We start from the raw sequence: 12,294 nt of genomic DNA on the forward strand, positions 1-12,294 counted from the left end.
GCGCGGACGTCGACTGCGGGCGGGACGGAACAGGCACCGGGCTCCTCTCGGGTGTCGACTCTCTACTGACTACGGGCGTCGTGCACGGCTCTACAGTGCGCGACCTGGGCATCTTCACGCGACTGTGTTCACTGAACGACTGTGCCCACTGAACGGCCGACGTGTCAGATTACCGCGACCGTTCCGAAAGCCGGATTCGGCCGACCATCGCTCAATCGGCTTGGAGCACCAGCCTGCGTCCGGGATCCGGGGACATCGGGACGCTGTCACGTTGGAGCAACCACGACGCGATGTTGTGGAACAGCGGCGCGGCGGACTGCCCACCGGTGCCGTCCGCGCTCCGCGTAGGTGCGTTCAGCATGATGCCGATCACGTATCGCGGATTGTCCGCGGGCGCGATCCCGGCGAACGTGATCCAGTAGTTCGAATTCGAGTAGCACTTGCAGGCGGGGTCGACCTGCTGCGCTGTTCCCGTCTTACCGCTGATCTGGTAACCGTCGACAGCAGCCTGAACTCCTGTGCCGCGCTGGTTGCCGGTGTCGTTCTGCGTGACGGACCGGAACATATCGCGCACGGTGGCCGCCGTCTGCGGGCTGACCACAGTAATTTCTTCCGGCCGCTCCGTCTCGGTTCTGTCGCCGTCCGCATCGATGGTGGCCCGGACGATTCGCGGCGGAATGCGAATACCGTCGTTGGCGATGGCCTGATACATACCGGTCATCTGCAACAACGTCATCGACAGACCCTGGCCGATCGGCAGGTTCGCAAAGGTGCCGCCCGACCACTGGTCGCGGCTCGGCACACTGCCCGCGCTCTCGCCGGGCAACCCCACCTCGGTGCGCTGACCGAGTCCGAACTTTGACAGCATGTCGGCGTAACGGTCCTCGCCGACGCGCTGGGCGAGCATCAGCGTGCCGACGTTCGACGACTTACCGAACACCCCGGTGGAAGTGTAGGGAGCCACGCCGTGATCCCAGGCATCCTTCACCGACACGCCTGCCATCTGAATGGTGCCGGGAACCTCGAGGACCTCGTCGGGGGTGGTCAGTCCGTACTCGATGGCCGCTGCGGCGGTCACGATCTTGTTCACCGATCCCGGCTCGAACGGGGTACTGACGGACAGATTGCCCATCTCCACAGATCTCGGGTTATTGCCCACACCGATCGCCGGGTTGAACGTGCTGTCGTTCGACATCGCCAGGACTTCACCGGTGTGAGAGTCGAGCACCACCGCAGACGCATCCTTGGCGCCGGACTTGTCCTTCGCCATCTGCACTTGCTGCTGCACGTAGTACTGAAGGTCCGAGTCGATGGTGAGTTCTACACTCGACCCGTCCACCGCAGGCTGCTTGTCACGCCAACTGCCGGGAATGACGGCGCCGTCGGACCCGCGGTCGTAGGTTTCGGAGCCGTCCGTGCCGGCGAGAGTGGAGTCCAGTGAGTCCTCGAGGCCGAGGAGCCCGTGCCCGTCCCAGCCGGTCGCGCCGACGAGGTTTGCGGCGAGGGATCCGCCGGGATATTCGCGGATGTCCTGACGCTCGAGACCCACCTCGGGATACTTCTCACTGATTTCGGCCGCAATCGCGGGGTCGACACTGCGGGCGAGATAGACGAACGTCTCGTCGCTGCGCAGTTTCTCCTTCAGTTCTTTCTCCGGCGCCGCGTCACCGAGGCGGTCGTGAATTTCCTTGGCAATGGCATCGAGCCTCGAATCGACCTCGGGGGCGGTCTCGCTCTTGGCGCGCGCCTCCTCGAGCTCCTTACGGACCCGCGCAGGCTGAAAAGTCAGTGCCTTCGCTTCCATGGTGAAAGCAATGGGGTTGGCATTGCGGTCGGTGATCGACCCGCGCAGCGCCGGATCCACCTGGGTGGTCGTGCGTTGATTCGCCGCCTCGGCCGACAGTTGCGGCGCGTCGATGACCTGAATCCACAAAAGTTGCACCGCGGCGAGGCCGAGCGCTCCGAACATCATCCCGCGTCCGATCCGCTGCCTGAACGGAAAGGACCCCGTGCCGGCGCCCTTGGGGCGCCGGGGACGACTTCTCGGTGCGTTTCGGTTCACCGGCGACCACCCGATGGTGGTGCTGTCGTCGGTGCAGTGGTCGAAGGCATCACGGGAACCAATTGTTCACCTCGGGCCTGGATCTCCGGGCTATTGCCGGGTCGCGGCGTGGCGCGCGGCGCCTGCGTGGTGGTGGTGCCCCGATTCGGAGCTGTCGCAACCGTGTTCCCCGCCTGGGCGGACGGAGCAGCGGCATCGAGCGGGGGCACAGGTGACCCGGATGCCGGCGCCGGCTTCCCGACCACCTCGACGCTTCCGTCCAGGTGCACCACGAGACGAGCGGGATCGTTGGCCGGAACCATCCCCAACTTGGCCGCTTCCTCCGCGAGTTTCGGCGCAGAGTTGGCCGTCTCCACATCCCGCTGCAGCGCCGCCTTCTCCTCCGCGAGCGACTGATTGTGTTCCCGCGCAGCACTGAGCTGATAGGAATCCTCCGCCGAGCGGGTGGTGAGCAGGAGAGTGACGGCGAGGCCCAAGCTGAGAAGTCCGAGAATCGTTGCCACAAAAGGAATCCGGGCAGCAAGGGAACCCGCGCGGTTCATGCCGGCCACGGCGGTCGGCGATCCGCTGTGCACTGCCGCACGCTGGGTGCGCCGCTCGTACGCTCGCTGGGCAGCGCCCGAACGGTTACCCCCACGCGCAGGCCGTACCTCGGGGGAATTCACCTGAACCGTCATGCCGCCGACCTCCTGGCAATTCTTTCTGCAGCACGCAAGCGCACCGGGGCTGATCGTGGGTTCTCTTCTATTTCTTGCTCGGACGCTCGCTCCGCTCCTCGGGTGAGGATGCGGAACTCCGGCCCCATACCCGGCAACTCGACAGGGAGCCCCTCCGGACTCCTCGACTTCGAGCGGGGAGTGATCTCCTGCTTGACCACCCGGTCTTCGAGCGACTGATACGACATGAACACGACGCGTCCCCCGACAGTCAACGCGTCGAGAGCCGCCGGTATCGCCGCTCGCAATGAATCGAGTTCGCCGTTGACCTCGACGCGAAGAGCTTGGAAGGTCCGCTTGGCGGGGTGTCCCCCGGTCCGGCGGGTCGCCGCCGGAATGGCGCGATACAGCAGTTCGACCAGTTCGGCACTCGTCGTGAAAGGCTGTTTCGCCCGCTGCCGGACGATTTCCGACGCGATCTTTCCCGCGAATCGTTCTTCACCGTAGGTGCTGAGGATCCGGGCCAGATCACCGTGGCTGTATGTGTTGAGCACCTCTGCCGCCGTGATGCCCGTAGTCGGATCCATCCGCATGTCGAGCGGCGCATCGATGGAGTAGGCGAAACCGCGATCGGACTCGTCGAGTTGCATCGACGACACCCCCAGGTCGAACAGGATGCCGTGAACTGAATCTCGAGGAGGAAGTCCCGCTTCGAGGAGTGCATTCTCGATGCCGTCATACCGAGTGTGGACGAAGGTCACGCGGTCTCCGAACGGGGCCAACCGAGCCCCGGCAATCTCGAGGGCGCGCGGATCCCGGTCGAGGGCCACGAGCTTCAACCGAGGGTACGTCCGGAGAAAATGCTCGGAATGCCCACCGAGGCCGAGGGTGGCGTCGATCATGACGGCTCCCCCACCCTCCGGGTCGTGCAGAGTGAGCGCGGGGCCGAGGAGTTCGACTGCTCGGTGCAGCAGGACCGGGATATGGCCGAAACCATCGGCGGGCGAGGATTCTTCCCCCTCGTGATCCACCATGATCCCTCCGGCTCCTGCTTCTGTGGTGCGGGTGGACATGTCCGAAGCCGGAGTCCACATGTCGAACTTCTCTTCTCGGCCGGTCGCCGGTGCGAATGCTTCGAGGTCCCTGCCCGAAATGAAAACCTGGCGCTGGGGAAGTGCGTCAGGGTTCCGTCGGACAGAGGCCTCGCTGCATTCGCGTGCGTACGGTCATGCTCAGACGATCTCGCCGAGCGCGACTCCCGTTGCCTGCGAGTAGTTCTCCTCGTTCTCCTCGACGTAGGTCTGCCATGCCTGCGCATCCCAGATCTCGAGGAAATCGACCGAACCGATCACTACGCAATCCTTGGAGAGACCTGCGTAGCGACGGTGATCTGCCGAGAGGGTGATGCGCCCCTGGGCATCTGCATGCTGCTCATCGGTGCCGGCAGCGAGACCGCGCACGAAAGCTCGCGCTTCCGGATCGCTTCTCGACGCTGCCGCGGCCTTGCGCGCGAGCGCGGTGAACTCTTCCCGGGGATACACCGCGAGGCTGTGATCCTGACCCTTGGTGACCATCAACCCTCCCGCCAGTGCATCCCGGAACTTTGCGGGCAACGTCAGCCGCCCTTTGTCGTCGAGCTTCGGCGTGTAGGTACCGAGAAACACTCGACACCTCCCACTACGTCCGTATCGAACGCCGCATGCCCGGGCGGTTCACCTTCGCTCCCCGCTGCGCACCACAGTACCCCACTTTCCCCCACTGACAAGGCGGAAGCAGGCGTGTTTCCCCCCTGTTTGCTCAATACTTGCTGGTCAATGCCGATTCATGAAGGTGGGGGAAGTTCCTTCAGTGATCACGAACACGGCCCACTCATGGGGTGAACCGGCCAACACACGCGGTGAACGCGGTAAAAGGCCAGGTGAGGTGAGGACAGCGACGTCCTGGGCGGTCACGCGTCGATCAGTCCGCACGCGATGGGGGAAAGTGGGGCGAGTAGGGGCCGGGGATCACACAGAGACATTCACTGAGAGCACCAGGCAGTCGCGGCGGGAGGCGTGGGCGCGCTCACAGCCACAAAAAAGCGTTGGCGGCGTGGCATCGAAATGCCACGCCGCCAACGCCCGAAGTAAGTTCTGCTACTCCTGCTCGAATCTCTTCTTGAAGCGATCTTCCATTCGCGACGAGAACCCGCCACTCTTTCGTCCGCCCCGGGGCTTACCCCGGTCGGCCCTCTTGGTCTCGTCGGGCGTGGTCGAGCCGCCACGCGACGACTGTCGGGACTTGCTCTTTCCCCCACCCCACAGGAGGAGGACTCCCGCACCGAACATAACAATGAAGCCGATCAAGCTGATCACCGGGAAACCACCCGGTTTGATCGGCAGGGCGACGCCGGCGATGAGCAGGACCAGCCCCAGGACGAACAGGGCTATGGCCTGAAAACGACGACGACTCGATGCCGCACGCATGCGACCGCCTCGCACAGTGGAGGCGAACTTGGGATCTTCGGCATAGAGAGCGCTCTCGATCTGGTCGAGCATGCGCTGCTCGTGCTCGGAGAGTGGCACGGTACCTCCCCCGGCACTGGAGTGTTGGCCACCGCCTCACGGTGCGAGGCGGTGGGTAACCGACTTTGGCGGCTACCTAGATTCAATAATACGAGCAGTTCGACCCCGGTACCACCTACTCGGTGCACGAGTTCGACACCAACCTTACGGACTCCCGCACCGAACCCTGCTCCGGGCTTTCACTACGTCGCCGACACTGTGGGCGACCGACCCGGATTCCGGGCGAGACGGGCAGCTACGACGCCCGAAGATCGATGTCTGCACCGCGACCGATGTGGTCTTCCACCGCTTGCAAAAACCGCCCCACCTCGACAAAGAACTCGTCCGCCTCGAGATCGGTGAGCGTGCGCGACATCCCGGCCTCGATCGCGGCACGAGTGGCGGAGTGCCCAGCGAAATAGTCGGCCCATGCGCCGAAGTCGCTCGCGGCGTCTGCCATGAGAACCCAAGCGTTACGCGTTCGTGTCCGTCGACCTCCCGGCGAGGACCCCTCGGCAGCGGCGAGCACAGCACCGGCGCCGCGCAGCGCGGCGAGATACGCGCTGTGAAAGCGATCCGCAGGCGAGTCGGCGCCGACCGATTGCGACAGAAGAGCGTCGGCCCGGTCGAGTAGGGAGGCGGCGCGTCGAGATGCCGGAGCACGCACCTCCCCCGGTCGCCGCGAGGGCCCAGAGGTCGGTCCTGAAACCGAGTTGTTCATCACTTCGAACACCTCCACAACCCCGGTGTGTCCACCCCGCCGGGCGTAGTCCTGTCGTGAGCCGGGGTCCCGGCGATGCTCGCTTCCCTCGAGCATCGCCGGATCCCCGCTATCGAACATCCGTTCGACCTATTCAATATAGCTGGACCCACCGACACGTCGTCAAGAGAAAGGTGAGACCGGTCGACACGAACGCTGACCAGATACCGCTCGTGGTCGAACTCTCGGCTGCCGAGTTCCGCGACCGCCTCCAGGAGGCCCTCGCGATCTATGTCGCCGCCATGGGCTATCCCCGCGGCACGGAATACCACCGCGCGCCGATGTGGACCGAACATGTGCAGCGATCGGGGTGGAGCGGTGTCGGCGCCGTGGTCCCGGCCGATCCGTCCGCCGAATCCGATGCGACTCACCGCCTCGTGGCCGTGGCCTACGGCTACCGCGGAGCCCCCGAACAGTGGTGGCACCAGCAGGTCCGCACCGGTTTGCGGCACACCGGCTGGACCCGGGACCGGATCGACACAGTTCTCGACGACTACTTCGAACTGACCGAACTCCACGTCCATCCCGACGCCCAGGGACACGGTCTCGGCGAAACACTCCTTCTCCGATTGCTCGACCGCCGACCCGAACGCGGCGTGTTGTTGTCCACCCCCGAGGTCGCGGACGAGAACAATCGAGCGTGGCGGCTCTACCGTCGGCTCGGATTCCGGGATGTACTGCGCCACTTCCGGTTCGCAGGCGACAACCGTCCCTTCGCGGTCCTCGGCCGTAGCCTTCCACTGGAAAGCCTTTCCACCGAGAAGCCTTCCTCCGGAGAAGAACCGTTAACCTGACCCGATGATCGATGCGGTGGTGGTCGGGTCGGGACACAATGCCCTGGTGTCGGCGTGCTACCTGGCTCGAACGGGATGGTCGGTCGAGGTGATCGAACGCGACACCGTACCGGGCGGAGCGGTCTCGACAGTGGAATGGTTTCCAGGTCACCGCGTCGACCGCGGATCCTCCGCGCACATCATGGTCCGCCACACCGGCATCGTCGAAGAATTGGGCCTGCAGGCGCACGGTCTGCGCTACCTGGATTGCGATCCGTGGGCGTTCGCCCCGGCACCTGCGGGCACCGGCCGGCCGGGCATCGTGTTCCGGCGCAGCCTTGACGCGACCTGCCTGTCCATCCAGGAGTCCTGCGGACCGGCCGAGGCCGACGCGTATCGGCGGTTCGTCGACGTGTGGGGGCCGCGCAGCGCCCGCGTGATGCGGGCCTTCACCAGGCCGCCGACCGCCCCCGCGCTGTTGTCGTCGTTCTGGGGTCTCGATACGGGGGGCGGCGGCAGCGACCTGTCGCGGCAGTTCCTCGCGTCGGGGGACGCCTTGCTGGACGAATTCTTCGACGACGAACGGCTCAAGGCCGCCCTCGCATGGTTCGGCGCCCAGTCCGGGCCGCCGATGTCCGAGCCGGGCACCGCCCCGATGGTGGGATTCGCGGCACTGATGCACACCCTTCCGCCCGGCCGTGCCGTCGGTGGCAGCGGCGCCTTGACGGCGGCCCTGGTGTCGCGGTTGCGGGCCGACTCCGGCGTGCTTTCCCTGGGTGAGAAGGTCGTCGCGCTGCGCCGGGACGGGACTTCCTGGATCACGCGGACGTCGGTGGGGCGCGAAATTCGTTCGCGGACCGTGATTGCCGGGTGCCACGTGCTCACTACGCTCGATCTCCTCGAAGCAGGCGGCTACGACAAGCAGATCCTCGATCGCTGGCGCCGGCGGATCCGCGTCGGACCCGGCATCGGGATGGTGGTACGGCTGGCAACCGACGCCCTGCCGTCCTATCCGAGCGCCCCTGACAGCTCGGTGACCAGCGGATTGCAGCTCCTCGTGTCCGATCGCGCGCACCTGCGCCTCGCCCACGGTGCCGCGCTCGCAGGGGAACTCCCGCCGCGGCCCGCGGTGCTGGGGATGAGCTTCAGTGGCCTCGATCCCACGATCGTGCCCCCGGGTCGGCATCAGATCACCCTGTGGTCCCAGTGGCAGCCCTACCGGCTCAGCGGGGGCCGTCGGTGGAGCGACCTGGCAGGGGCCGAGGCCGAGCGCATCGTCGACGAGATCGACGCACTCGCCCCCGGTGTCCGGACGTCGATCCTGGACCGTCATGTGCAGTCACCACAGGACCTCGAGGACGAGATGGGGCTGATCGGGGGCAACGTGATGCACGTCGAGATGTCGCTCGACCAGATGATGATGTGGCGGCCCCTTCCCGAACTGTCCGGGCACCGGGTCCCCGGAGCCGAACGCCTGTACCTCACCGGCGCCTCGACGCATCCGGGCGGCGGGGTGTCCGGTGCCAGCGGGCGCAGCGCCGCACACGTCGCGCTCCACGACGCACGCCGCGCCTCCAGAACCGCGCGACTGCGCCGCCTGTGGCCGGGGACGTGACCGCGCGCATCCCCGCCCTGACGGCCGCAGCAGCGATCGCGGCGCAGATTGTCTACCCTCTGGTGCGCGGTGACCTCCGTGACGCGGTGACGGTCTGCGTCGTGCTCCTGCTCGCCGCGGCGAGCATCACCCATGCCGCCCTCACGCGCGGTTCGCGCTGGACCGCCGCTCTGGTTCTGGCGACAGCGGGTTTCGGCCTGCTCTCGGAGGTCGTCGGGACGTCAACCGGCGTGCCCTACGGCTGCTACGACTACAGCGTCGACCGACTCGGTCCCGCACTCGCCGGTGTCCCCCTCGTGGTGCCGTTCGCCTGGACAGCGGGCTTCTATCCGGTGTGGTGCGTCGCCTCCCTACTGGCGGGGGACAGATATCGGCACCTGATTCGGATGGTCCTCACCACGGTCGGCGTCGTGGGATGGGATCTGTATCTCGACCCCCAGATGGTCGCGGATGGACAGTGGACATGGTGCGTCACCGATGCGGGTCTTCCCGGTATCGAGCACATCCCGCTGACCAACTACGTCGGATGGTGTGTGGTGGCTGCCGCCATGGCTGCGGCGATGGAATGGTTCGATCACCGCATTTCCGATGCCGCCGCACCGCACGGAACGCCGCCGCACAGGGACGGTGTCCCCATCGCCTTGTTCCTGTGGACCTGGCTGGGTTCGGCGCTGGCCCACTCGGTGTTTCTCGACGGACCCGGACTCCGATTCTCCGCGATCTACGGGTGGATCACGATGGGAGTTCTCGGGATTCCCCTGCTGATCGTCCTCGTGCGGTCGCGGGTCCGGCGACCCGAGATCCCCGACACGCCCCCTCGCGCCTGACACCGGTTCACTCCCCTGGCACGATACGACTGTGCAGCCGCCCTCACTCCCTGCCCCGAACATCACCCGCGCGCGGAGCCGGGCCCTCTCCCTGACGGCCCTGGTACTCCTGATCGTCCCGTTGCTCGCCGGCTGCCTGCGCGTCCAGGTGTCGATGGGAGTGTCCGCCGACGACCGGGTCTCCGGTCAGATCGTGGCTGCGGCCGTACCCGCAGACGATCAGGACAAGGGTCCGCAGCTCACCCCGCCCGATGCGTTGGCGGGCAAGATTCGCGTACAGGAGTACAAGAAGGACGGGTACATCGGCACCCAGGCGTTCTTCAGCGATCTCACATTCGGTGACGTACAGCAACTCGGCTCGATGTCCGAACAGGCCACCGGCAGCTTCCAGATTTCGCTGCGCCGGACCGGTGACCTCGTGACCCTGGAAGGCAAAGCCGACCTCAGCTCGGTTCCCGCCCAGGGCACCGATGTGCAGTTCACTATCGCCTTCCCGGCCCGGGTGGCCACGACCAACGGCACGCGGGAGGGCGACTCCATCGTGTCGTGGAAGCTGCCTGCGGGTGACACGTCGACGATCCGCGCCGAGGTGCGCTACTCCGACCCGAGCACCCGGAGCTTCGCGGGCTGGGCGGGGATCATGGCCGGGGTGACGCTCGGCGTGGCCGTGATCGTAGGGGCTTTGGCATGGCTGGCCCGCAACAGGGAGCCGGCCGTGGGCAGTGGACGCCGGAAGGACTCGTCGACGGTGTGACGCCCACGCCGATCGTGCAGCTGGTCCGCACTGGTTCGCTGCTGTCCATGGCCGGTATGGCCGTCGCCGCCGTCAATCTGCGGAGCGCCCCACGTCTGCGGGTGCCGCGCCGCACCGTCACCGAACCGGTCACGGTCTGCATTCCTGCCCGCAACGAGGTCCGGCGACTGCCCGCCCTCATCGAGGATCTGGCCGGTCAGCGCGGCATCCACGATCTCCGAGTGCTCGTGTTCGATGACGCCTCGACCGATGACACGGCCGCGGCAGCCGAGGCTGCGTGCGCCGGCGACTCGCGGTTCACCGTCGTCAGGAGCACCGAGGAGCCGCTTCCCGGGTGGGTGGGGAAGCCCGCCGCCTGCCACCGCGCCTACGAGCGCGCCCAAGCACTCCATCCCCGCCGCGACGGACTGCTGGTGTTCGTCGATGCCGACGTGCGGTTGCAGCCGGGCGCGCTGGCCGCGGCGTATTCCGCGCTTCGCCAGAGCGGGGCCGGGTTGATCTGCCCCTGGCCGTTCCAGGAGTCCGTGTCGATCGCCGAATTCGCCGTCCAGCCGCTTCTGGCCTGGTCGTGGGCGGCCTCACTACCCGTGCGACTCGGCAATCGTTCGCTGCGCCCGTCCATGGCCGTCGCCTGTGGACAGTTCATGGTCTTCGACTCCGCGGCGTACCGCCAGGCGGGTGGGCACGGCGCGGTGGTGAACAGTCTCACCGAGGATCTCGACATTGCCCGACTGCTGCGGCGCCGCGGAGTTTTCACCCACGTTGTCGTCGCAGGCGGCGCCGCGACCTGCCGGATGTACGAGACCGCCACTGCGCTGCGCTGTGGCTACGACCGCTGGCTGTGGACGGCCTTCGGCTCGACGCCGGGGGCGCTGGCAGCCGTCGGCGCGGGCGGTCTGGCCTATCTGGTGCCGCCGGTGGCGCTCGCGCTGGGCCGTGGGCTGGTGCGCCGGTGGGGTGCAGTGGGGTATTTCGCTGCCGTGACGTCGAGACTGTGCGCACGAACACTCGAGCGTGGTGCGTCGCCGACCGCCATGGACGTGGCCGGGGCGGTGACCCACCCGCTCTCGGTCGCGGCGACAGCAGCACTGATCATGTCGTCACACCTTGCCCACCACCGTGGACGAACCAGCTGGAAGGGGAGGGCCCTCAGCTGACGCGGGCCGGAGTGACCGGCCGAGGGTCGGTTCGCGAACCGACCTTGTCCCCCAGCCTCGCCAGCACCTCACTGGTCGCCCGGGCGAAGTTCAACGTGATGAAGTGCAGGCCGGGCGCACCCTCCGCGATGAGCCGCTCGGCCATCTCGGTGGCCACATCGATGCCGATCTCACGGACAGCGGCCCGATTCTCCTCGGGGCCGTCACCAGCCGCCCGGCTCAACCGGCGTTCCAGGGCGACCGGAAGCCGGGACCCCGACAGCTCCATCACACGCTGCACCGACCGCAGGGACGTGATGGGCATGATCTCGGGAATGATCGGCTTCGCACCCTGCTCGGCGTCGAAGGCCGCGACCCGGTCCCGAAGGCGCAGGTAGTCGTCGATGTCGAAGAACATCTGCGTAATGGAGTACTCCGCGCCGGCCCGGAGTTTCGCGACCAGGTACCGGGTGTCGTGGTCCAGGTCCGGCGCCCGGTAGTGACCTTCCGGGAACGACGCGACGCCGACATGGAAGTCACCGAGCTCACGCACGAGCCGGACCAGTTCCTCGGCGTACTCGACGCCCTCCGGATGCTTCTTCCACTCGCCCAGCGGATCGCCCGGTGGGTCACCACGAAGGACGAGAATGTTGCTGATTCCGCGGTCTGCGTAGGCGCCGACCATTGACCGGAGTTCATCGACGCTGTGCGACACCGCGGTGAGATGCGCCACGGGCAGGAGCGTCGTCTCCTCGGCAAGCTGACCGGTGACACGCACGGTGCGGTCGCGGGTGGAGCCACCGGCGCCATAGGTCATGGACACGAAGGCCGGTCCCAGACGTTCGAACTCCCGGACCGCGCGCCACAGGCGGGCCTCGGCGGCCTCGTCCCGCGGGGGCGAGAATTCGACGGAGAAGGGCACCCGACCGTCACGGCACGACCGGATGCGGTCGACGATGGAGGGAGTGCGGGTCACCCAGCCTTCGCTGGCCCGCCCCCGGACGGAATCGAATGTCACCCGACAAGCATAGGTACAGCCGCGCCGGGTGTGCCCACCGCGTCGCCGATCCTCTTCGATCGCGGGAACGCGGCATTCGTGGGAAACAGGGCTTCCGGCCCTACCGGGGGACGCCCACTATGGTGGTGACGAGGCCTGCTGCCGTTACCG

Annotated in this window: 12 protein-coding genes; 5 read left to right on the plus strand and 7 right to left on the minus strand. The window is 66.8% G+C overall.

All coding sequences use genetic code 11. From position 1 onward, the window contains the following. Positions 1-211 precede the first annotated feature (211 nt). The 6 genes from HYG77_RS03080 to HYG77_RS03105 form a co-directional block, all read right to left on the minus strand. Positions 212-2,062: a penicillin-binding protein 2 gene (locus tag HYG77_RS03080; RefSeq protein ID WP_159921714.1), complete on the minus strand. Its 1,851-nt coding sequence runs from the start codon at positions 2,060-2,062 to the stop codon at positions 212-214. Further along, entirely contained in the window at positions 2,059-2,739 is a 681-nt protein-coding gene (locus HYG77_RS03085; RefSeq protein ID WP_109329260.1) for a hypothetical protein, read from the minus strand. The genes HYG77_RS03080 and HYG77_RS03085 overlap by 4 nt, the downstream gene beginning before the upstream one ends. Further along, a complete protein-coding gene (rsmH, locus tag HYG77_RS03090) occupies positions 2,736-3,752 on the minus strand; it encodes a 16S rRNA (cytosine(1402)-N(4))-methyltransferase RsmH (RefSeq protein WP_208963260.1) in 1,017 nt (338 codons plus the stop codon). Before rsmH ends, HYG77_RS03085 begins: the two co-directional genes overlap by 4 nt. Positions 3,753-3,950: 198 nt before the next feature. After that, positions 3,951-4,382 carry a division/cell wall cluster transcriptional repressor MraZ gene (mraZ, locus tag HYG77_RS03095; RefSeq protein WP_109329258.1) on the minus strand — a complete coding sequence of 144 codons (432 nt, stop codon included), beginning with the start codon at positions 4,380-4,382 and terminating at the stop codon, positions 3,951-3,953. A gap of 471 nt (positions 4,383-4,853) precedes the next feature. Next, complete coding sequence (locus tag HYG77_RS03100) at positions 4,854-5,282, minus strand: DUF3040 domain-containing protein (protein ID WP_109329256.1); 429 nt, start codon at positions 5,280-5,282, stop codon at positions 4,854-4,856. A gap of 235 nt (positions 5,283-5,517) precedes the next feature. Beyond that, entirely contained in the window at positions 5,518-6,102 is a 585-nt protein-coding gene (locus HYG77_RS03105; protein WP_208961814.1) for an SAV_6107 family HEPN domain-containing protein, read from the minus strand. A 53-nt stretch (positions 6,103-6,155) separates the two neighbouring features. Here HYG77_RS03105 and HYG77_RS03110 point away from each other — a divergent pair, with 53 nt between their 5' ends. From HYG77_RS03110 to HYG77_RS03130, 5 genes are read left to right on the plus strand one after another with little or no spacing between them, the layout of a single operon-like run. After that, positions 6,156-6,815: a GNAT family N-acetyltransferase gene (locus tag HYG77_RS03110; protein ID WP_109329254.1), complete on the plus strand. Its 660-nt coding sequence runs from the start codon at positions 6,156-6,158 to the stop codon at positions 6,813-6,815. 4 nt (positions 6,816-6,819) lie between these two features. Further along, positions 6,820-8,409: an NAD(P)/FAD-dependent oxidoreductase gene (locus HYG77_RS03115; protein WP_208961815.1), complete on the plus strand. Its 1,590-nt coding sequence runs from the start codon at positions 6,820-6,822 to the stop codon at positions 8,407-8,409. Continuing rightward, positions 8,406-9,236 carry a carotenoid biosynthesis protein gene (locus HYG77_RS03120; RefSeq protein ID WP_208961816.1) on the plus strand — a complete coding sequence of 277 codons (831 nt, stop codon included), beginning with the start codon at positions 8,406-8,408 and terminating at the stop codon, positions 9,234-9,236. Before HYG77_RS03115 ends, HYG77_RS03120 begins: the two co-directional genes overlap by 4 nt. Positions 9,237-9,267: 31 nt before the next feature. Beyond that, on the plus strand, positions 9,268-9,990 hold the full coding sequence (locus HYG77_RS03125; RefSeq protein ID WP_208961817.1) for a DUF3153 domain-containing protein: 723 nt from the start codon (positions 9,268-9,270) through the stop codon (positions 9,988-9,990). Continuing rightward, positions 9,987-11,147: a glycosyltransferase gene (locus HYG77_RS03130; RefSeq protein ID WP_208963261.1), complete on the plus strand. Its 1,161-nt coding sequence runs from the start codon at positions 9,987-9,989 to the stop codon at positions 11,145-11,147. Before HYG77_RS03125 ends, HYG77_RS03130 begins: the two co-directional genes overlap by 4 nt. On the opposite strand, the gene metF is transcribed toward HYG77_RS03130, so the two are convergent. Beyond that, positions 11,140-12,102: a methylenetetrahydrofolate reductase [NAD(P)H] gene (metF, locus tag HYG77_RS03135; RefSeq protein ID WP_204164918.1), complete on the minus strand. Its 963-nt coding sequence runs from the start codon at positions 12,100-12,102 to the stop codon at positions 11,140-11,142. The two genes, HYG77_RS03130 and metF, sit on opposite strands and share 8 nt — an antisense overlap. Positions 12,103-12,294: the final 192 nt, after the last annotated feature.

This window comes from Rhodococcus sp. ZPP (assembly GCF_017656075.1).
In the GTDB taxonomy this organism is placed as follows: domain Bacteria; phylum Actinomycetota; class Actinomycetes; order Mycobacteriales; family Mycobacteriaceae; genus Rhodococcus_F; species Rhodococcus_F oxybenzonivorans.

Excerpts from the sequence above, each read along its gene's own strand:
- HYG77_RS03085 (WP_109329260.1), bottom strand. The coding sequence starts at position 2,739 with ATGACGGTTCAGGTGAATTCCCCCGAGGTACGGCCTGCGCGTGGGGGT.
- rsmH (WP_208963260.1), bottom strand. The coding sequence starts at position 3,752 with ATGGTGGATCACGAGGGGGAAGAATCCTCGCCCGCCGATGGTTTCGGC.
- HYG77_RS03105 (WP_208961814.1), bottom strand. The coding sequence starts at position 6,102 with ATGTTCGATAGCGGGGATCCGGCGATGCTCGAGGGAAGCGAGCATCGC.
- HYG77_RS03115 (WP_208961815.1), top strand. The coding sequence starts at position 6,820 with ATGATCGATGCGGTGGTGGTCGGGTCGGGACACAATGCCCTGGTGTCG.